The sequence below is a fragment of the Longitalea luteola genome, from assembly GCF_017356035.1.
GTDB lineage: Bacteria > Bacteroidota > Bacteroidia > Chitinophagales > Chitinophagaceae > Niastella > Niastella luteola.
In genome coordinates, this window is sequence record NZ_JAFIQX010000010.1 from 89,061 (window position 1) to 111,433 (window position 22,373).

15 protein-coding genes and 1 tRNA gene are annotated in these 22,373 nt (G+C 46.1%); 6 read left to right on the forward strand and 10 right to left on the reverse strand.

The window, feature by feature from the left end; translation table 11 throughout:
* Positions 1–94: 94 nt before the first annotated feature.
* Positions 95–1,132, reverse strand: a complete 1,038-nt coding sequence (locus tag JUB15_RS21455) for a helix-turn-helix transcriptional regulator (RefSeq protein WP_207514711.1) — start codon at positions 1,130–1,132, stop codon at positions 95–97.
* Between the two features lie 261 nt (positions 1,133–1,393).
* On the opposite strand from JUB15_RS21455, the gene JUB15_RS21460 reads away from it, so the two are divergent.
* The 6 genes from JUB15_RS21460 (at position 1,394) to JUB15_RS21485 (ending at position 7,067) form a co-directional block, all read left to right on the forward strand.
* Positions 1,394–1,542, forward strand: a tRNA-OTHER gene (locus tag JUB15_RS21460).
* A gap of 86 nt (positions 1,543–1,628) precedes the next feature.
* Complete coding sequence (locus JUB15_RS21465; RefSeq protein WP_207514712.1) at positions 1,629–3,854, forward strand: hypothetical protein; 2,226 nt, start codon at positions 1,629–1,631, stop codon at positions 3,852–3,854.
* A 251-nt stretch (positions 3,855–4,105) separates the two neighbouring features.
* Positions 4,106–4,429, forward strand: coding sequence for a S24 family peptidase (locus tag JUB15_RS21470; protein ID WP_207514713.1), 324 nt, complete (start codon positions 4,106–4,108; stop codon positions 4,427–4,429).
* 1 nt (position 4,430) lies between these two features.
* The gene (locus tag JUB15_RS21475; protein WP_207514714.1) at positions 4,431–5,192 is read left to right on the forward strand and encodes a nucleotidyltransferase domain-containing protein; all 762 of its coding nucleotides are present in this window, start codon (positions 4,431–4,433) and stop codon (positions 5,190–5,192) included.
* Positions 5,182–6,240 (forward strand): DNA polymerase beta superfamily protein, encoded by a 1,059-nt coding sequence (locus JUB15_RS21480; protein ID WP_207514715.1) that lies wholly within the window; start codon positions 5,182–5,184, stop codon positions 6,238–6,240. Before JUB15_RS21475 ends, JUB15_RS21480 begins: the two co-directional genes overlap by 11 nt.
* A gap of 149 nt (positions 6,241–6,389) precedes the next feature.
* A complete protein-coding gene (locus JUB15_RS21485; RefSeq protein WP_207514716.1) occupies positions 6,390–7,067 on the forward strand; it encodes a TIGR02117 family protein in 678 nt (225 codons plus the stop codon).
* 65 nt (positions 7,068–7,132) lie between these two features.
* Here the strand turns inward: JUB15_RS21485 and JUB15_RS21490 are convergent, their stop codons facing one another.
* The 9 genes from JUB15_RS21490 to JUB15_RS21530 form a co-directional block, all read right to left on the reverse strand.
* Positions 7,133–8,224, reverse strand: coding sequence for an SGNH/GDSL hydrolase family protein (locus tag JUB15_RS21490; RefSeq protein ID WP_207514717.1), 1,092 nt, complete (start codon positions 8,222–8,224; stop codon positions 7,133–7,135).
* Positions 8,225–8,249: 25 nt separating this feature from the next.
* Positions 8,250–9,470 (reverse strand): YdcF family protein, encoded by a 1,221-nt coding sequence (locus JUB15_RS21495; RefSeq protein WP_207514718.1) that lies wholly within the window; start codon positions 9,468–9,470, stop codon positions 8,250–8,252.
* A gap of 5 nt (positions 9,471–9,475) precedes the next feature.
* Entirely contained in the window at positions 9,476–10,345 is an 870-nt protein-coding gene (locus JUB15_RS21500) for an exodeoxyribonuclease III (protein ID WP_207514719.1), read from the reverse strand.
* A gap of 5 nt (positions 10,346–10,350) precedes the next feature.
* Positions 10,351–12,351 carry a phosphodiester glycosidase family protein gene (locus tag JUB15_RS21505; protein WP_207514720.1) on the reverse strand — a complete coding sequence of 667 codons (2,001 nt, stop codon included), beginning with the start codon at positions 12,349–12,351 and terminating at the stop codon, positions 10,351–10,353.
* 34 nt (positions 12,352–12,385) lie between these two features.
* Positions 12,386–14,131 (reverse strand): RagB/SusD family nutrient uptake outer membrane protein, encoded by a 1,746-nt coding sequence (locus tag JUB15_RS21510; RefSeq protein WP_207514721.1) that lies wholly within the window; start codon positions 14,129–14,131, stop codon positions 12,386–12,388.
* Between the two features lie 24 nt (positions 14,132–14,155).
* A complete protein-coding gene (locus tag JUB15_RS21515; protein ID WP_242696455.1) occupies positions 14,156–17,728 on the reverse strand; it encodes a TonB-dependent receptor in 3,573 nt (1,190 codons plus the stop codon).
* A 123-nt stretch (positions 17,729–17,851) separates the two neighbouring features.
* Entirely contained in the window at positions 17,852–19,063 is a 1,212-nt protein-coding gene (locus JUB15_RS21520) for a FecR family protein (protein ID WP_207514722.1), read from the reverse strand.
* 111 nt (positions 19,064–19,174) lie between these two features.
* Complete coding sequence (locus JUB15_RS21525) at positions 19,175–19,723, reverse strand: sigma-70 family RNA polymerase sigma factor (RefSeq protein ID WP_207514723.1); 549 nt, start codon at positions 19,721–19,723, stop codon at positions 19,175–19,177.
* Positions 19,724–19,915: 192 nt separating this feature from the next.
* Complete coding sequence (locus JUB15_RS21530; protein WP_207514724.1) at positions 19,916–22,306, reverse strand: hypothetical protein; 2,391 nt, start codon at positions 22,304–22,306, stop codon at positions 19,916–19,918.
* Between the last annotated feature and the right edge of the window lie 67 nt (positions 22,307–22,373).

Consider the following 22,373-nt stretch of genomic DNA (forward strand, 5'->3'; position numbering starts at 1 on the left):
TGCCGGTCAGCCAGTTAAGTGACCGGTTCGTATAGCAGTTGTTCATATTCGTACAGTTGGTGTACGTCTGTGTACTGAAAGTAATGAGATTAATTTATTCTGATGGCAATTTATCAGCAGCTTTCTCATAGTTCTCTGCAGCCTTGTTTAACCTCTTCTGGATACGGCTTGCCAGTACGCGCGGCGCCAGCACTTTTACACATTCGCCAAAACCAAGGATCTCCCTTTCCAGTTCAAAATTTATCACCACTTGCAGCGAGATAATAATGCCATTTTCATCTTCCTTCAATAATTGCTGTGAATGGTGTATTGGCTTGGTGAGTACATAGGGCGCATTGTATTTGTCAATAAACAGCACCACTTTGATAGCCTTTTCCTGTTCATTTTTGGTAACGCCGATCAGGTCACTGAAATATTGGTCGAAATCTATTTTATCTTCTTCAATGAATGGCTCTTTGGTGAGTTCCTGGAATTCGATGATGCGGTCGAGCGCCATGGTAAGCAGCAGCCTCTTCTTCTTGGCCCGGCCAATCAGGAACCAGCGGTTGCGGTATTCTTTTAATAAATAAGGATAACAAATGACGTGCTGCGAAGCGGCGGCTTTGAAAGATTTGTATTCTACCAGCAACGATCTTTTTTGCAGGATGGCCTGGTACAAGGCGTTAATATGTTCCAGCCCTTTAAGCAGCCCGTTATTCTCTAACTGAATATAATTCCGTCCCTGGTTCGTTGTACGGTACAGGTTGTTCTCGAGCCGGGCGATCATGTCGCTCATTTCGTCAAAATAGGTAAACCCGTTGAATTGTTTCAGCAGGCCCACGATCTCTTTCATCTTCTCTACATCAACCTGGTTCACCGGCGCATTAGTGATGCTATAACCAGCCTCACTGTAGGCATAGAATTTCCGGTCAATAACTACTATCGGTGCATTGTAACCCAGTTTATCGCTGCGCATGATCTGGATATCGGCCTGAATGGTTCGTTTGCTCACGCCGGTGGTAATACCTTCCAACTGATACAGCACATCGGCTACTTTTTCAATCAGGTCGTCCAGTGTCCATTTACGATACTTGTTACGCAAACAGTCATCGATGGTCTTGTAACGAATAAGGGCTAATTTATTTACAGACATATAAGGTTTTCGGCCGTTAAAAATACTAAGCGCACTGTTATTACGCAACTGACCTGCGCTGTTGGCCGTTATTTTTTGTTTCCTGGATACATTTCGACCGCTAATAAACTGTGCGCCAAACAATTAAAAGAATTTCAAAATAATTTTCATACTGCGCAAGTACCCTGCGTAGCCCTGTATGCATATTTGCTGTATCAAAACGGTCAGAAACAAGTTACTTCGTCATTGGAAAAACTTATTCAATACCGTTATTGACTGGTTGAAGCAGTAGCTCAGTTGGTAGAGCAATAGAAAAGTTTTAACATTATCACGGTCAAATCATTTCCACACGTTTGAAAATTATCGTGGTCAATTAGTACTTACTCCCTAGTTTAATCTATCGGTCGTTGGTTCGAATCCAACCTGCTTCGCTAAACTTTGGTCAATTGTTGCTTACTTCAAAACACACTTTTTCAAGTCAACAGCATCAGCATTACCAGGTTTTAAAATGAATATTATGAATCCGTTATTACAAGTAAGTCTTCGGCAACAGGCAGTTTTTATTCCCGAAGCAGCCATCATCGGCCAACAGCAAACCCTTAACGAAAATACAGGGCTTTTAGCAGCCAATTTATCCAATCTGGGCTTTGGCCTTTCTGAATCATTGCTGAAAGCATTGAACAATACGGCCCCGGGTTTCCAGTTCATGGTACTGGAAATGCTGCGTGATGTAACCGGGGTAAACAAGAACTGGACACCGCTGGTAAAAGGCTGGAACATTCCTACCGGTGAATTGGTGATCGATCATATTGTGACCTTCTATTCCAATATTTTCAAAACCAAAGGCACTATTCTGCCATGCAGCCATATTATTCCTGACAAAACATTTCCATTGCACCGCTATAATGGCTGCCCGTTCTGCGGAACACCATTCACATCCGGCGCTATTGAAAATTTCAAACAGGGTAGCGAACAAAAAATACTGGAGTTATGGACAATAAACGATGCAACTGATTTTTTGAAAGACCTGCTGACGGCCAAAACCGCTTTGGACGCCACGCAGCTCGACAGCTTGAAAATATTGCTGAATGAATTGCCTTTGCCGGAAGTATCAATAGGAATGAAGGAAACGCTGATGGCGGTAATAGACATTTACGTGAGCCAGGACGGGGCAACCAAAGCACAACCGTTATTCACGTCACCTACCGATATCCTGCGTTATTTATGGTATAAACATACCGGCTTCCTGCAAATAATAGAGCCCGCTACCATTATAAAACGCAAAGAAGCTAATAACAGGCACCTGTGGGCACAGGATAGAAGCGCCAGCGCTACTGTGCAGGCAAGGGCGCCCTTAAAACTGAAATACAACCGCAAAGACTGTTTGGTAGCCGGCTGGTTGAATAATATGGCTATGGATCCGGCTAAAATGTGCGAAATGATGCATCCTAAACGCGGGATGTGGGTACGCTTTATCAGGGCTTTACGTCTGCCGGAATACAGCAAACGCAAAGGATTCGACAACCTGCGCAACCTGTTGGATAAATTCTATAAAGAAGAATATGAAGTATGGCAGGGTAAGGTGGAACATTACAAGTTGCGGTATGATGCCAAAACAACTCTTACTTTATTACAGCAAAGACCCGGATTATTTGCCCGTTCTTTGTTTGCTAATATGTTATGGTTTGGCAGCGATGTAACCATTGCCGCTTTCATGGACGTCATTGATAAAGTTCCGGCCCGTTTGTTATTCACGCTGGCCATGTATGCTGAAAATTATTTCGACAGAAATAATACCCGCAGCGTGAAGCCACTGGGTGGCGTAAACAAAGTGATTACGGCTAACCGGTTATTGCAACTGTATAGCGACAAACAGCTGGAAGATATGCAGGCTGCGATTGTTGATCTCTGTATCCTGTCGGTTAAAAACCGCTTTGCTAAAACTGCCACCACCAGCAAAACGATGCATATAGACCCACTGCTGTTCAATATTCCCGTTTTTATTGGCGACAGAAGCGACACGGTGCAGGATATGTCTTCCGCCCTGATGGGAACCCGCTTTGCAGTGGTTGGCGATACCGTCCGGTTATTCATGCAATGGGGAACCGGTTTGCCAGCCCAGCATATGGATATGGACCTGAGCTGTTTGATTGCTTTTAATGATAAAACAGAAGGCTGCTCTTACAGCAACCTGGTAACCACCGGTTGTAAACATAGTGGTGATATCAGAAGCATTCCAAACAAGATCGGTACGGCTGAATACATTGAAATGGATCTGCCTGCATTGAAAAGAGCAAAGGCGAAATATGTAAGCTTTACCTGCAATGCCTACAGCATTGGCAGCATTACGCCCAATTTAGTGGTGGGTTGGATGAACAGCCAACATAAAATGACCATTTCAGAAACCACCGGGGTAGCCTACGATCCTTCCTGTCTGCAGCACCAGGTGCGTATCGTAAAAGATCTTAGCAAGGGTATGGTCTTTGGCGTGCTCGACGTAGCAAACAGCGAGATCATTTGGCTGGAATTACAATTCAGCGGGCAGATCGTACAAAACCTCGACACCCGGAATGTAGAAGCCCTGCTGAAAAAACTGAACAGCAAACTGACCATTGGCCGGTTATTGCAGCTGAAGGCAGACGCACAGCAGCTGCAGCTGGTTGAAACAACTGAAGCAGATGAAGTGTACACACCGCAATGGGCAAAGAACACGGCAGCCCTAACAAAGCTGTTAATTGATTAATTAACCCCTTGCCTTGAAGCCGGGGTTCCCGCCCCCGTAGCTTAAAAGGAAAAGCCTGCGGTAAAATTGTCTAATCGCAGCGTGTGTGGATAGTCCCGTAATCTCTATGCGAAATTATGGGTAGAATTTACAGTGCACCGAAAGGCCCCTGTTGCTTAGTAGGGAAGCGTATTTACAGCCACGTAGCTCAGTGATGAGAATGTGAGTTCGAATCTCACCGGGGGAACTGTAGACATGATATTTAGAAGAACATGAATAAGTATGAAAGGCTAAAAACAGATTTAGATGTAGCCGGAACAGGAAAAATAAAAGCATTTGGCAACAGCATGTTGCCCATTTTGAAGAACGGAAGTTTGCTGACCTTTGTAAAAGCAGCGGAATATAAAATAGGCGATATAGTATTTTGCAAAGTAAAAGGCAGATACATCGATGCTCATAAAGTGATAAAGAAAGATGCCAATAAAGGATTTTTGATCGCCAATAATCATGGTTTTGAGAACGGCTGGACAAAGACCATTTACGGCAAAGTAGTTCAGGCAGAATATCAGGGAAAGATCATTTATAAAGTGGAATAACATGCGAGAAACAATACTCAACAGACTGACAGCTGTAGCACACGAGCATAACATAAAAATACTGTTTGCCTGTGAGTCGGGGAGCAGGGGATGGGAATTTCCTTCACCGGACAGCGATTACGATGTACGATTCATTTACGTACGTCCCTATAAATACTATTTGTCTGTAATGGACCGGACCTATGACCTGAATTTCGCCATCAATGGCGACCTGGACATGTATGGCTGGGACATTCGCAAAGTGCTGCAGCTGATGAGAAAATCAAACACAACACCGTTTGAATGGCTGCAGTCGCCCATTATTTACACCGAAGAACCCGGATTTAAAAATGAGCTGTGGTCGCTGAGCCAGGCTTATTTTGACCAGCGTTCCAATATTCATCATTACCTTGGTATAGCCAAAGGGGCCATGAAAACGATAGCCAATGACAATGAAATAAAGATCAAAAAACTGTTCTATGTGCTCAGACCCCTGCTGGCCGCCAAATGGTGCCTGGAAAAGCAAACCATTGCTCCCATGACCATTGGACCGTTAATGACCTTATTGCCTGACCCTTTACAAAAACAGGTGAATGAGCTCATCGCGTTAAAGGCCCATGCAGCAGAAAGTTTTGTTATAAACATCCACCCTGCACTGAAAACATTTATTGACGCTGAATATGACCGGATCAATAAAGCATCGGTTCCGTTGAAAAAAGAACATTTTAATGCTGAGCAGCTGGATGAATTTTTTGTAACCACCATTACGCGGTATGACCATTAAGGATATAAAACAGAAAGGCTTGTTGCTGTTTGAGTGTATCAGTGGCAGCAAAGCATATGGTTTAAACACCTCCACGTCTGACACAGACCTGCGAGGTGTTTACTACCTGCCTAAAGCACAGTTCTATGGGCTCGATTACATTCCACAGATCAGTAATGAATCGAGCGACGAAGTATATTATGAACTCGGGCGTTTTGTAGAATTGCTGATAAAGAATAACCCCAATATTCTGGAACTGCTGGCATCGCCGGAAGATTGTATTTTGTACCGGCATCCCATTTTAAACAGGCTGCACATCAACCTGTTCCTGTCGAAACTCTGCAAAGAAACTTTTGCGGGTTATGCGCTTACACAAATAAAAAAAGCAAGAGGTTATAAAAAGAAGATCGTGAACCCTATTGAGCCGGTACGCAAATCGGTGCTTGATTTTTGTTTCATCCTGCAGGGTTATCATTCAATACCACTGACTGAATGGCTGGCGCAGCACAATTTTGTTCAGGAACAATGCGGACTGATCAACATGCCTCACTCAAAGGGATTGTATGCGCTGTTCTATGACACCGATAATACGCTTCATTACAGGGGCATCATGAGCAGCGAGCTGGCGAACGAAGTATCCCTGTCGTCCATTCCTAAAGGAGAGAAAGAATTAGCCTATTTGTTTTTCAATAAGGAAAACTATTCGTCATACTGTAAAGACTACAAGGAATACTGGGAATGGGTTGAAAAACGAAATGAGGCGCGGTATCTGGGTAATGCAACTCACGGCAAAGGATATGATGCCAAGAATATGATGCACACGATCAGGCTGCTGCAGGTGGCAGAAGAAATTCTTACCAAAGGAACCTTACAGGTTAAACGCAGCAACCGCGAGGAATTGTTATCGATTAAAGCGGGTGATTTTCAATATGATGATCTGCTCGTGATGGCCGATGCACTGATGAACCGCATTGAAGCGGCGTATAGTACCAGTCAGTTAACGCCATACCCCGACAAAGAAAAAATAGAAGCCATACTGGTTCAAATGCGGGAAGAACTTTACGGGTAAACCCGTATGGGCAATAAGGGTGTTTACGCATCTGGATAACTATCCGTTAATGCTAACCGCTTTTGCATACCACGAACTGGCCATTTTGTTATAAAACAGGTTACTTTCATGCGGCTTCTGGAATTAAGAAGAGATCAATAACCTGGCACATGAGAAAGTTCCTGAAATACACAGGATATACTGTTGTAACCTTCCTGTTACTGATACTGGTGTATCTCGGTGCTGCCTGGATGCTGTCACGCCTGACCGTCGCAGCCGAAACCAACGCCTCACACCAGGTAACTATCTACATTAAAAGCAGCGCTGTACATACCGATATTGTAATGCCGGTAAAAAACTCCCTTAAAGACTGGAGCGAAAGCATCCTGTATAAAAACACCCTCGCCGGCGACAGCATGTACAATTACATTGCCATTGGCTGGGGCGATAAGGGCTTTTACCTCGAAACACCTACCTGGGCCGATCTGAAAGCAAGTACCGCTTTTAAAGCGGCTTTCTGGCTGAGCTCTTCCGCTGTTCACGCCACGTATTACAAAAAAATTAAAGAAGGAAAGAATTGCGTAAAGCTGGTTATCTCCAATGAACAATACCAACGGCTGGTGGCTTTTATTGAGAACAGCCTGCAAACCTCGGCTACGGGTACGCCTATTGCCATAACAGCTGCAAAACCTTACGGTAATAACGATGCTTTTTATGAAGCCAAAGGCCGGTACAGTTTATTTCATACCTGTAATACATGGGCCAACAATGCATTAAAAGCCTGCGGCCAGAAAGCCTGCTGGTGGACGCCATTTTCAAATGGCATCCGGTATCAGTATGCGCACTAAAAAACCCGGCAATAACCTCTGTTCAAAGATCATTGCCGGGTGAATTGTTGCGTGAGGATATCAGCCTATTTTTCTTTCAATGCCTTTTTAATGACCGGCAATATGGCATCCGCAATTCTCATGAAGCCCACGTCAGTTAAATGTATGCCATCGATCGTAGCTTCATGGTCATTACCGATCAGTTTATCGGTCGTTATATAATAAATATTCTTATAGCCTTCTTTCTGCAGACGTTCAAAGGTCTTTCTGATCTCGTTGTTCTGCTCTTTAACGGTCTTGCCGACCTTTTGATCCCAGTAACCATTTTGCCGGAACACCGTTTCTACAACTATGATCGGGATAGTGGGCTGATGCTCGCGCAAATATTTTATAAAGGAATAAGAACGTTCCCTGATCTGCTCGGGGCTGGGATTGGGAATGCAATCCAGTACATAACAGTCGGCCGGTACGGTGGCCAGGTATGTAGCCAATGCTGGTTCCATTTTAGCACTGCCGCTGAAGCCGAGGTTAATGACATCGTAGCCGGTTCTTCGCTGCAGGATGGCGGGATATGCCATACCGGGTCTGCTCGCCGAGGCGCCCTGTACCACACTGGAACCATATACTACAACGCGTTTCGCTTTATTCACGCCTGGTTTACCGGGTTGTTGAATGACGGCATTGTTTTGCACACCTATCTGCAATTCACTAACGCCATTGTAGAGCGGCAGGTATAACATGAACTGCTTCATCGAGCTATCCATGTGGTGCACGATCAGTTGGTTCTGATTGACGCCTTTACCGGTTCTTGCAACACCTACAAACTGCCATTTCCCATCCTTCATACAATAGAGGTCAAGACCGCTGTGGGCAATCGGTGTCATATTGTGCATGTACACCTCTTTCGGCAGGTTCCATTTAGCCCGAATGAGGGTGGAGTTGGTCTCAAATAACACGGCAATGCCCGCGCTTTGTTTGGAAAGGTTGATAACAGCCGGCGGCATGCCTTTGGTATCTACCGTGTCGATGCGCTGATAAATAGAATCCGTTGTTTTTGCTTTTCCGGTCATTAACAATGTAGCAGCATCTACATATCGAATGCTATCCTGTGAACGTACAGAATGGACCATCAACAGAATTGCAGCCGTAAAGAACAGTTTGTGTTTCGCAATTTTCATCGGCAATAGTATGTTTAGCTTTTAATTACGGATCAAGTGGCTCCAGTGAATTGATCTGTTTTGAATTTTCTGAAGGTAAATATTCTGATTCATTGGCGCTTAACTTCTTTATGGCGGTATAGGGCGTATAACCCAGTTCCTTGATTACCTTATTATGCATGGCGCCGTTAATATAGGTATTCTGGCCAGGATCAGTCACTATCAACACCGGTTTATCCGTTGGCATTTTAAACTGATAAATGATCCGGTTGGTGTTGCGCAGGTTGGTGGTTGTATGCCGGGCATGCGGTTCAATAATAACGGCCTCAGCAGGAATATGCAACACCTCTACCAGGTATTTTTTCATTTCGATGGCTTCACAATATGGGGTTTTGAATGGATGAACATGTCCTCCCGAAACAACGATGAAAGGCGCTTTGCCGGCGCGGTATCGAATAACGGCGCTATCGCACCGCCTGGCGCTGCCCGGATCGAGTTTTACTTCCGGCTGTTCAGGTCCAAGGCCTGGCACCAGGATAACACTATATGGATAAGACTTCCATTTTATCTTTTTTGACCGGTTATAGGCTGCTGCATTTTCTTTTTTAATTAAAGGTTCATACCGGGCAGCTTCATTGCGACCATTTAACCGCAGCGCTTCAAGGGTAAACAGTATTGGAATACTAAAAAATACAGTAGACCTGTTTTTTATTACCTTGTTTAAACCGGCAGCAACACTGTCGCGAAAAGCCGGATCATCTTTTGAAAAACTGATTGAATCGATCTTTGGATACAAGGGAGCGCGTCCCTCAATATAGATACCCAGCACGTAATTGATCCCTTTGGCATCTGCCTCCCATGCTTTGCGAACAAAAATAGCATCCGATTCCTTTTTAAACAGCGGGTATGGCCCACCGTCCTTAATAGTATGTACCAGCTTTTTGATCTGTTTATTGCCCAGCACCAGGCTCACCAGATCATCGCCCAGGGAATCGATCTCGCCTTTCGTGAATTGCAGCGTGCTGCTGAAACAGGCCGCTGTTTTGCAATGCAACGCTTCCTGCGCAGCGAGTTCCAGTCTTTTCCTCACCCTTTCAAAACAGGCTGGTTGCCTGTCCAATTTATGCAATTCCGGCTCCAGCATATAAAGAAAAGGGAAATTCTTCATAAGCAGCAGCTGTTCTTCTTCAGACAAAGCCAGGGCTTTCGAAACACTGATCAATAAGAGTAAACAACAACAAATGAATTTAACAAAGGCGTTTTTCATCATCTTTATTTCAGGTCAAGTAATACAGGGTAATGATCTGAGTAATTATCAGTGAATGAATCCACCAACACCCGCGCTGCAGCGATCTTTTTCACCAGGTTCCTGCTCACAAATATAAAGTCGATCCTCGATGGCACGTCAGCGCCGTTCTTTGGTTCAAACCGTTTTGGATGCACTGTTTTTACAAACGAGGGAGTGGTTGTTTTCAGCGCATCGGCGAAACCGTTGGCTGTAATCTTCTCTATGACGGAATAATCGAGCCTGCCGTTGGCCAGTTTTTGAATGGGCGCATATTTTTTTTCATAAGCCTGGTAGTTGGCTACCATGCGCCCATCGCTGTAACTCCCAGAATCGGCCGGCGATACGGTGTTGAAATCGCCCATGATCACCCATTTTTGTTTTTCAGGTTGCGCATTGATGTGCGCCAGCAACAGCTCCACTTCCTGGCGCCGTTTACGGTAGTCGAACGGCGTAAAATGCAGGGATATCACATTGATATCTTTCACGCGTGCCGCGATAAATCCGCGGTCCATATTATCACTTATCTTTTGCACATGCACAATCGGATATTTAGACGTAATGGCCACCGGGTACTTCTCGCCTTCGATCAGCAATACTGCATACGGATGTCCATACTGCTGCGCCAGTTGTTCCAGGGAGGCTTGCGTAAAACCTGTCACTTCCTGCAAGGCCAGCACATCAGGATCCATCTCCTTTACCCATTGAACAAACACAGGTTTGCCGGCAGCTGTATCGAGCCGCATACCTTGCAAAATGTTGTAGGTAATGAACCGCAATCGATTGTTCTGGGAAAAGACCTTACTCTGAAAGAATAATACGAAAATAAAAAGGGTACCTTGAAAGAATCGCCGCATAAAAATCATTTAATAACTATTTTAACCGACCTGTTAACCGCTCCGCCATTTATATACAGCAAATATATTCCTTTGGGCAGGTGCGACAAATTTACTGTTTGCGTTCCACCCTTGTATTTCCTGATCGATATTTTCTTTCCATAAGTATCCATCACGGTGAGGTCGAACGAGCTTACCTGCTTTTGTTTGAAGTCAATGGTAAAGATGCCGTTACCGGGGTTGGGATATACGATGATATTTTCCTTCATTTCTTTTATTACATCGCCATTGGGAATGTCAGGGTCAGCTGCTTTACGGGCGCCTGTTGCTGCGGTACCATTCAGATCAACCATAATGTCATCGATAAAAATGAACCAGTCCTGAGCAGTATTGGGCTGGGTAAAAACAATTGAGTTCAGCCGGATGCCATTGCTCTGCAGCACTCCGTCACCGGTATCAACCGGCGTTCCATTAAAGTTGGCAAGGTTCCAGGTGTATTTATGCCATTGGCCATCGTTGAGTACGGCAAGTTCTGGTGACATCTCTATACCATCGGTGTCATCGAGCCAGATCCTCACCTTGGCGCCTGCAGCGGCCGTGGAGGTTTTCATATAAAAACTGAAAGTACCGGTATTGTCAAAATAACGGTTATTGGAAATAATGCCGCTGCCTGATAATATCCTGGCTTTCCAGTTAGCGCTCGATGCCGTGTTATCATACAGCTTCACGATCAATGACCAGTAGCCGCTGTGGCAGGTCTTGGCCGTAGTAACATTTGACAAGCCTGATACACCCGTTGTCGTAGGGCTGTACGTCGGGTCGCGGTTGAAATGTCCTACGCCATTTTCAAAATCATCAAGTGTTATGCTGGAAAGGTATGCCAGCAAACAGCTCGGGATAGGCCGCGGGCCGCCGGCATCGGATGGATTATTCCTCAACGCCCCATTGCCTACCATGGTAGAAGAACCGCCGCCATCGAGGTTCAATGCCTGGTAACAGCCCAGGGAAACCATCAACGCGCCTAATTCAGCGAGGGTCATGCCTTTGCTTCCGCCGGCATCTCTGCCATCTACCACAACGAAGTATATTTTAGTTTTTGCCTGGTTATACCCGATGGCCGTTCTTGGTTCACGGGTTGAATCTGAAGCACCGCCTTCTTCCTCCACGCTGGCGGTGGCGTAATTGGCGCCATCGCGCACAAGTCTTGTCCAGCCTCCGGTGAGTTGTTTAATATTGGTAAGTCCCGATGAAGCTGCGATCACCTGCAGGTTCAGTGAGATCACGTCACCAACTTTGATGCTTTCGAGAAAAACTTTTGCGGCGCCTACACCATACAACACAGCTTTACCGGGAACAATTGCCATATTCCCGGCGTTCGATTTCGCCAGCACTTTGCAGGTAATGACGGCATTCGCCTTCCAATCACCTCCATTTACCGGCTCGATCATTATCTCAGTACCACCGGCAGGCCTGTCGGTATCAGCGCCTTTAAAACGATTGTACATAATGAGTTGGTCGGCATCGCCATAATACCTGTTGATGTGATTGATGGTCCGGGTGAAACCGCCTGCCGTTACACTATAACTTCCATTGACCTTTGTTATAAAAGGTATTCTGTCTTCTGTAATGCCAAAAACAGTCCGGTTAAGATTGGTATCATATAATATCTCCCCATCGCCGATCATCATGTGCCGTGGATTGAACTCGGGACCCTGGCTGGTAAAAAAATCAGAATTGATAGCAGCCGTTACATCGTGATGGCGAAAGTGATCGTGCGCAGCATACATTTGCGGCACCGTTTGCTTGGATGTATCGATGACGCCATACGATTTCACCGACTGCAAATGAACCGTTGATTCTGTGAGGTCGATCTCCATCACATGGATCTGCCGGGCAGGAGATGAGGTTGAATAGTGTTTGTATACAACGCCGGGCGACATCCTGCGGGTTGAATCCAGGGTATATTGCGCCTGTGCAGTTACAATAAAGAGCGGGCATAAGAGGCCCAGGAGAAGGATCTTGTTCATGTAAATAAGGTTGAATGTTAATAATTAGTGCCGGTCACCAGTTAGGATTTTGTACGAGGTCAGGGTTGAGGGTGAGATCTTCGGTTGGTATGGGATAATAATAGTCTCTGCTTTCATTGAATATTCTTGGCGTGCTGTACAAAGGATTAAAATTACCCGACGTGGTATTGGTCAACCGCTTCTGATTTACATTAATGATACTGGTAGTGCCGGCGGGCGCTCCGGAGGCATTTCCTGTGTGTAAAAACACATCTGCCTTGCCATCATTATTGAAATCAAAAGCGCCCAGTCCCGGGAAATACATACCTACCATTGGTTTTTCCAGTTTCTTTCCTTCTTTCCAACGCATCAGGTCATCCCAGCGCAGGCCTTCATTGAACAGCTCGATGCGCCTTTCCCGCCTGATCTCGAGCAACACGCCTTTATTAATACCTTTATCAATATTCGGATACTGCGCTTCAAGAAAAGGATCCGGGTTATTGTTTGCCGCAATCATATCCAGGTGCGGCATACCGGCCCGGTCGCGCAGTTTATTGATCGATCTGTCGAGGTCGGCCTGGCTAAGCGTACCGAGTTCAGCCTTCGCTTCCGCCAGCACTAACAAAGCTTCTGCATACCGGAAAATAATTATATCGTTATATGAATTGAGCGATCCCCATTGATCACGCGAAGCCAGCGCCTTGATCACACGGTAACCCGTAGTTGTAATGCTGAGGTTCACCGGTTCGCGGGTCGTTTCTTTATAAGCCGCGAAGTCGGGACCCGGTGTGGTTTGCGTAAGCCGGGGATCGCGGTTCTGCATTTCTTCATAAAAAGTTTTGGTCTGGTAGCCGGGTTGTTCGGTAAACCGGCTGCCATCCTTCATGAGATAGCTGTCGATCATATCTTTCGGTATGCCGTATAAGCCGGCCGTAGGCGCCACCATCAGGTAACTGACGCCATGACGGCCGAATGTAGGATTATAATCGCGGGCCAGTATGGTTTCAGTTGCGTCCTGGTCATTGCGCGCAAATAACTCCCGGTACGATGCATTCACGCCACCGATGGTAAACAACCTGTAAGCGTTGGAAGTTATCAGCTCATGGGCGGCTGCAGCCGCTTCGGTCAGAAATTTTTCATGATCGCCCAGTTGATGATATTTTCTGAAGGTGCCTTCGAACAGGCAGATCCGGGCCTTCAACAGCAGTGCTGTATATTTAGTGATCTGGTTCAACTGTACTTCCGCGGGAATATTGGCTACGGCATAATTAATATCGGCCAGTACAGAATCCATCACCAGCTTCCGTGAATCCCGGGGCTTATACAACTCCGGATCATTGGCCGTTAGCACTTTATTATAAAACGGAACATCTCCATAGGTTTTTACTTTATCGTAATAGAAAAACGCTCTGAAGAAACGGGCAATGCCACCATATTTCAGCTTTGCAGCTTCATCCGGGCACTTTTGATAATGTTCCAGGAAAAAATTGATCGATCGCAGGTTCTCCCATTGCCATTTAGTATTGGCATTAGTGGGAGGAATGATGCGGGCCCCCTTAACGCGGTCGTTAACCTGCAACGGAATGAGATTGTCGCTCCAGGAATCTTCGTCTGTATATAACGATGCGGTCGGCAGCATTTCATACAGCCCATTGGTATACACCTGCAGGTCGGTTGCCGTATTAAAGAATTTATCAGCTTCAATACTGTCTTTTGCACCTTTATCGAGCAGATCGCTTTTATTGCAGCCTGTTACAATCGCTGCAGCGATAATTACCGGTATATAGCATATCTTTTTCATTACAATATCTTTTGAGGTCTGGGATTAAAGTGTAAGGTTAATGCCGGCGGAAAATATTTTTCCGATGGGATAATCTTCGGCCCTGCCGCGGGTGGCGGCGTCTTTGGGATCTGTGTAACTGACACCTGCACCGGCCATTTCCGGATCGAGGTAGCGCGTGAGGTTCCCAAACCGCCACGTGAGGATATTCTCACCGCTAACGTATACCCGCAGCCGTTGCAGCTGTGCCCGCTTCGTTAAATGTTCTGGCAACGTATACCCTATTGTGAGGTTCTTCACCCGTAAAAAACCAACATTGGTGAGGTAATAACTATTCGTTTCTCCCAATGAACGAAGGCCGCTGGTATTCAGCGCTGCGTAGGCTCTTTGGATCTGTGGATACATTCCGGGTCTTTCGGGGGTCCAGGCATTGTTCACGAGGTCCTTGCGAATGAACGACAAATAAGGTCTTTCATAAGTTCCCCAATACAGATCCCCTGACGGATACCAATCTTGTTTTGCCACGCCTGTTCCGGCAATAGACAGATCGAAATTCTTCCAGTCGGCACTGATGTTAAATCCGAACGGACATACAGGCATCGCATTCCCGATCCTGTCCAGGTCTCCATGATCCTCGAGAGTGTTTTTGCCTTTGTTGATGGCGCCGTCACCGTTCAGGTCCAGGTATTTGATATCGCCGGCACGCAGTCCTTTCCACTCGGTATTTTGAACAATATTTATTTCATAGTTATACACCTGGCCCAGACTGGCACTGGGGTTCACGAAACTGCTCTGATAATCTTTCGCTTCCTTATCACTCTGGAACTGCCCGTCGATCCTGTAACCATAGATACTTCCCAGACGTTGTCCTTCCCAGTACGTGTTCATTAACCCATTGGGATTGGGATATTTTGTAATAACACCCACAAAATTGTACACGCTGGCTGTTGCCCTGAACCTGAGCGGGCTGCCCATTACCTGAAATCTGTCGGTGTAGGTCACACTAAGTTCAAAGCCGCGATTGCGCAGGCTGCCGATATTCTCTTTGGGCTCTGCAGCGCCGAATGTGGAGGGCAGCGGCTGCCCGGGCAGGTACATATCTTCCACGTGCTTTTCATACCAGTCGAAGGAGGCCATTAACCGGTCATTCAGAAAACCAAGATCGGCGCCAAAGTCGATGGTCCGCGTATTTTCCCAGCTCACTACTTTCGGCAAAGGCAGCGGCGCCAACGCATAGTTCATCCTTCCATTATTCATCAGCCAGCTGGTTTGCCTGGTTTCCATTAACTGCAGGAAAGTATTATTCGGAATGTTCTGGTTACCCAGCTTTCCATAGCTGACCCTGAGTTTCAACGAGCTCACAGTATTTTTCAGCGGTTCGAAAAAGTTTTCCCGGCTAACATACCATCCCGCAGATACAGAAGGGAAAAATCCCCAGCGGCTTTGTTCAGGGAATTTTGACGATCCATCGTAGCGGCCATTTACCTCCAGCAGGTATTTATTCTTAAAATCATAATTAAACCGGCCAAAATAACCTTGTACACCCCAGGTGCCGGCCTCACCGGTGGCTCTTAATAATTCGGTTCCCAGCCGAAGGTTAGCCAGGTCATTGTCGAGCAAACCACCCTGTTCAGCAGTTACCTGGTCTGAATTAAATTCTTCCTGGTTGAAGCCCAATAACAATTTAAGGTTATGATTGCCCAGGCTTTTTGAATACGTACCATAAATATTCAACGCATTGTAATAACTGCGGTCACGCTCTTCCGTAAGCCTGTTCACGCCACCCGTTTGCAACAGTACTTTATCGCCGCTTAAATAAGAGAACTGGTTCAACCTTGTGGTGCGGGCTGCCTGGCTGATCGTATTGCTGTAATCGATATTGAATTGAAGGTCTTTAAAGGGTGTGATCTTGGCGCTTAGCGTATTGAAGAGCTGCTCACGGTGCAGTTTTATGTAATTTGACCGGTCGGCCAGCGCCCCCTGGGCGCCACTGGCAAAGAAGTCGAACGGGATGCCATCGATCTCTGTGGGATAGAACGGAAAGAGAAAATACCAGGTTGTATTGCTCCACAGGCCGCCGTAACCCGATTTGGCGCCGGCATACTCGAGGTTGTCATCGCTAGCAAGCTGTGTATTATTACTGATCTCCAGCCATTTGTTTGCTTTCAGGGTAAGGTTTGCCTTCAGATTATATTTTTTAAGGCCGGCATCATCGATATTCTGGATGCTTTCTGTTTCGTATACCCGCGCTGAAAGATAACCCGCTATTTTCTCGGTACCACCAGACAACGACAGGTTATGGCTGTAGGACGACTGCCGTTTACGGAACAGGTAATCGTACCAGTTGGTATTGTAAAAAAACTTATAACTGCCATTGGGCTGCAGCTCGCGAAAGGGTTCGCGTTCGCCTGCAAGCACCTGTTGTAATTTTTCGTAATCGGCATCGGTATAACCGGTATAGGTAGTGCCGTTATATCCATACAATGCGGCATCAACCGTTTTACCGTAATCGTAGGGATTGGAAATATAATCAACGCGGTTGGTAGGGCTTGTTTGAGCGAAATTGTTTGTATAATTGATCTGAATTTTGCCCTGCTTCCCTTTTTTGGTAGTAATGAGAATTACGCCAAAAGCGCCGCGGGCGCCGTAGATGGCTGCAGATGCCGCATCTTTGAGTACGGTAACAGTCTCCACATCCATCGGATTGACGCGGTCGATATTGCCCTGGATACCATCTATCAGTACCAGCGGCGATCCGCCATTGATCGAATTGAAGCCGCGCACATTGATCTCCGGTGTAGCAGCGGGATCACCATTGTTCGACTGAATATTCAATCCGGGCAGCAATCCCTGCAGTGAAGTCACCACATTGGCTGAGGGGCGTTGATTCACGGCGTCTCCATTCACCTGCGACACGGCGCCGGTTAAATTTATTTTCTTCTGTGTACCATACCCTACAACAACTACCTCGCCCATATCCTGCAGCAATTCGCTAAGCACCAGGGAACCGAACGATTTGCTGGTCGCCGGCAGTTCTTTCGTAACATGGCCGGTATAGGATATGACGATGATGTCATTCTCATTTACATCGGCAAGCTGAAATTCGCCGTTCTCATCGGTCACCGTGGTACGGTTCGTATTCTTTACGGTGATGGTGGCGCCCGCCAGCGGCATCCCTTTGCTGTCCTTCACTTTTCCATGGATGGTAATGGGGGGCATTCCTTTGCTCACTTCCCTGGGTTTCTCTTCCGGTTTGGGAGCCGACTCTTTTATGATTATACTTTTGTTATTTACTTCAAAACTGAGGTTGGAACCGGATAAGGCCGCATTCAGCACAGCGCTCACTTCCGCATTGTGCATGTTTACAGAAACATTGCCCAGTTTCTTTACCGACTTTACATTATAAATAAAATCAAAACCGCTTTGTTTCCTGATAGCCCTGAAAATATCGGTCAGTGGTTTGTTGCGTTCATTGATGGTCACTTTTTGTGCATAGCCGGCCATAGTGAACGGCAGCAGCACCATCACCAATATCATGGTAGCAAGTAGTTTTACAGATAATTTTCTGTAATAAACCGAATGGCTTTTTATACGTTGGCACACTGTATAAAATTTCATACGTTCAGTTAGTTAGTTGTTTATTAATGGAAGCGTTGACTGTTTCTGGACAAGTAAACAGTTCCCCGGGCGGTGTGGCTTGCCACCGCCGGAACAGTACTCAACAGGAAGGTTTAATGAATGTTACTTCGAGATGATGATCTTCTTTCCTTTGCCTGAATGATCTCCCGGAATTATTTTGAAATGAATGGTACCGGTAGATTCAAACATCTTTAATACTTCTGAAATATTCCTGAACCTGGATATCATTCCGCCAAACTGTTCATCCCCTATATTGCCCTGGTATTCCGGCGAAAAGTCGTACCAGCGGGCGAGTTTTCTCATTATGCTTTTAATATCTTCTTCAACGAAAATGAAATAACCGTTTTTCCAGGCAATGGCCTCTTCAACATCCACTTCTTTCACCTGAATGTTCTTTATACCATTCAGCCTGGCCTGCTGCCCCGGTTTGATGATAACCTTGGTTTGTGCATTTGAAACATTTACCGATCCTTCCAGCAGCGTTACTGCCTGCGTGGTTTCATCGGTGTAAGAGTTCACATTGAAGTGGGTGCCCAGTACTTCTACCGTATTATTATTAAAGCGAACTTTGAACGGCCGCGCCTTGTCCCTCGCAATCTCAAAATAGGCCTCACCACTCAGCTCCACTTCGCGGCTGTTTCCTGAAAAATTAACGGGGAATCGCAGACGGCTGGCCGAGTTCAGCCACACTTTACTGCCATCTGACAACACCAGTTCGTACCCGCCGCCATTGGGAATTTGCAAGGTATTATATACCGTTTCAGTATGGTTATCCGTATGCTCACCTTTATAAACGATCTGCCCGTTCTCATCCTTTATGACCCTGCTGTTTCCCTGCATGCTCAACAGACCAGCTCCAGTTGAATCGAGCACGATCTGTTTATTATCTGCCAGTATAAGCACTGCTTTGTTGTTTTTACCGGGCAACAGATCCGGTGTATGCGCAGGTGTTTGTGCAACGGGTTTCCCTTGTTTCGGGGCAGTGGGTTGCATCAACCAATAGCCCGCCACTAAGACTATACAGGCAGCCGCAGCAATACCGGCCCACTTCCATAGTGGTAACATCCGGATCACCGGCTTCTTATCTTTCGCGCCGATCGACGCCTGCACAGCGGCATATAGCTCCTGGCTCTCTGTGGCGCTAAAATGCTGGTCGTTATCCCTTTGCCCGGCTGCAACATCTTTGAAAAATTGCCGGGCTGTACGCGCATTTTCCAGCTGAGCCAACAGCTCTAATAACTCTGCATGCTCCGCATCAGTGATCGTTTTGTTGCGGAAGCGGTCAATAAGCATATCGAGCCTTGCATCAGCCATAGATGAAAATTGGTGTAGTGATCTCCCTGCGCCGCATCGGAGGGGAACAACTACCTGTTTATAATAAAGACACGAAAAGGTGAAAAAGGGAGATATAAAGAACAGAAAAAATTATAAAAATGCAGCGGAAATAATTACCAACCCCGTAAACGGCCCGGCTTTAACCAGCTTTACGATCGTTTGCATGGCCCACTGCTGGTATTTTTTAACGGTATTTACCGAGATATCTAATTGAAAAGCAACGTCTGCATTTTTCAGCCCCTGCTGTCGTAACAGGTATACCTTCTTTTGCTGCGCTGGCAACTGGTCTACGGCGTTATCCAGCAGCGCATACAGGTTTTCTTCAGGCATTGCCTCTTTTACTGCTGCCTGCGCATAATGCTGCGCTATGGCTTCCTGTTTCTCTTTTACCTGCGCCAGTCGCCTGATGGCATTGAGGGTGTGATTGCGGGTGATAATAAACAGGTATGCGGCGAAGTTTTTAATGGAGGGTAAGTCTTTTCTGTTCTCCCATATTTTTACGAAAACGTCCTGAATGATCTCTTCCGTTAACTCTTTAGACCGGGTGACCGCAAATACAAAACTCCCCAGTTGCTGGTGATATTCAAGGAACAAGCCATTGAATGCGCGTTCGTCGTCCTGCGCAATGGCCTGCAACATTCCAGTATCTTTCAAGGGATGTAACACCTGGTACAATTAGTTGGTCGATTCGAATTTAGGATTATTTGTCAAAATTGCGAATTTTTACCAGCCAATAGCAACAAGTACAGGATGTTTTACAGAAGATAATAATTTAATAATTTTTAAACACGGGCGCATTTCCATTGTAATGAAGGTGTTGTGCTATGGCGTTTATTTCACGTCAATGAAAGCATTTTCATGAAAGAAATTGTCGCCGGCCACACCATTGACCACAATACGGAACCGGCCGGTAATGTCACTGGTGTAAAAGCTGGCTGTTGCTTTGCCGTCTTTGTCAAACACCAACATGGGCGACCAGTAAATAGTTGAAACGTATTTTGGAAGACCTGAGGCCTCACTGTAATCGTCAACATAAAACTCCTTGCCAATTTTTATACCTTCATATTCCTTGTTGTTCTCATCGAGGCCACAGCCTGAATAAACGATGGTGCCTCCTCCGTTCAACCGGTACACCTTTCCTTTCTCAGGAAGGCGATTGCCCGGATCACCAACGTGGCCATAACAATTCAGTTTATTATATGAACAAACAAAATCGCCGCAGGCATTGGTAGCGGAAAATAAGCTATTAACATTACGATTTCCTTTCACCGTGACCACTGCGAGCTGTTTAACTTTTTTCAGTTCCTCTAATTGCATGTCCTGCGCAAACTGCAGGTACCGGTCTGCATCTATTTTGTTGAATGGGATGATCGATGCCAGTTTTTGATTTATGGCTAGATATGGATCCTGGATCACCGCTGTATTCCTTTCTATTTTATTTCCTACCAGTAAATGCAATTTCTTTTCCTGCGGCACCAGTAACTGATCAACCGAAAACTGAAAATGGCCCCTGGCATCAGTTGTGATAATTGAAACACTGTTTTGGCCACCTAACACGTTTATGGTAACCGGCTTTCTTACTTTACCATCGCCCGGCACAACATACCCGTGTATAGCTGGTGAATGATATGCAGAGGCCGTATGGTTTGCTGCCAGCAGCTCCTGCCAGGTGTATCTTCGCCAGCCCCGCACCAGCAACACATTTTCCAGGTAACCGGAATCACGGAAGCCCTGACCGGTACGATAGAGCGGCGCCTCCTGCAATTCAGCCTGCAGATAGCAAAAGGATTCAATATCCTGGTGTTTGCTGTTCTTAAACCGGTTCGCCTGGGCACAGCTAACAGCCGCAAAACCGGCACTTGGTTGCTGACGATTGTTGAGTCGAAAAGAAACGGTCACTTTCTGGCGCTTCTCATATACTTTTTGATCAGGGGTAATGGTGCAGACTGCTTTATGGTTATAATGCGCAAAGAAAATGCGTTCGGCCAGCGGGCGGTTATTACTATCGAGCAGGGTAATGGCGGTAAGCCCTTTGGGAACTTCGTTTAACAACACCAACACCCGCAGGCCGCCTGGTTTTACAGTAAGTGTCTGTTGATTGAAAACCGTTCTGAAATTATGCACTACCATGTTTACCTGTGAATAGCCATTCGCAAATACAGTCAATCGAAGCGAGTCGCCCGCAACGGCTTTCGGAACGGCAAGCGTCATTCCTTTCGCCAATACAGCCGGCAATTGATACTCTTTCTTCAGCGACATTTCAGTTGGCCAGGCAATCGGCAGAATACGATACATAACTCCTGCATGCGGCACCAATGCAAACCGGCCCAGGCCGCGCTCATCTGTTTGTATTGTATCGATGGGTTTCTGATCTTCGAACAACACTGCCTTCGTGGTCACCGGTTCGCCATGGCTGCTTTTCGATTCCCAACCTATATTACAGACAATGCCGGCTACCAGGTTTCCTCCTTCCGGATAAAATTTCATTTCCAGCTCTCGCGGGTCAGCTGCCCCCGGCCATTTATGCTGCAGGTATTCCACATCACCTTTATGTTTGATCTTTGTGATTACGACAGCTGGTGAAGCAGCTGCTGCCGTGAACACCAACAAATTCTGGCGATACATTCCATTTTTGTCTGTCCGCGCATAAATCACTTTGCTGTTTCCGCACCATAACGACAATTCCGCATCGCGTACCGGCTGTCCGCTTATTTTATTTCTAACAGTTATCAGCAGGTCTTTTTTGCCCGTTGTGTCTTCCAAAAGGGTGGCCGCAGCCACAAATTCAGACTGACGGATCGACCGCACCGATATTTCCCGGGTAAACAAGGCCAGGGGTAAACTATCAGGTCCCACAATATTCGTACAGGCCACCAGTTTATATTCCCCTGGTGCAATGGAATCGGGCAATTGCAGGCTGCCATAGCTATACCCATTGCTCATGGCAAACTTTTGTTGCTTTACTGCTGTGCGCAGGTCGGCCGGTACCAGCACCAGCGATAAAAAGCGGTGAAGCGGCAGCGAGTCATTGCCACAACGCAGCATCCATGCGCTGAACCATATCGATTCATTATTGGTGTAGATATGTTTATCAGTATGAACAAACAGCTGATCGGCATTTTTAGCGGAAGCATAGGCCGCCATTTTAGCCGGTATGTTCTCGGTTTGAGGGAATGCATTTTTAAAACACATGAAAAGAATACAGGGCAGCAGGAACTTCATAGTTGCAATATTATATTTCATTGCCTAACCATGCAAGCCAACGCAGTTAAATCATTATTTGTCGTTT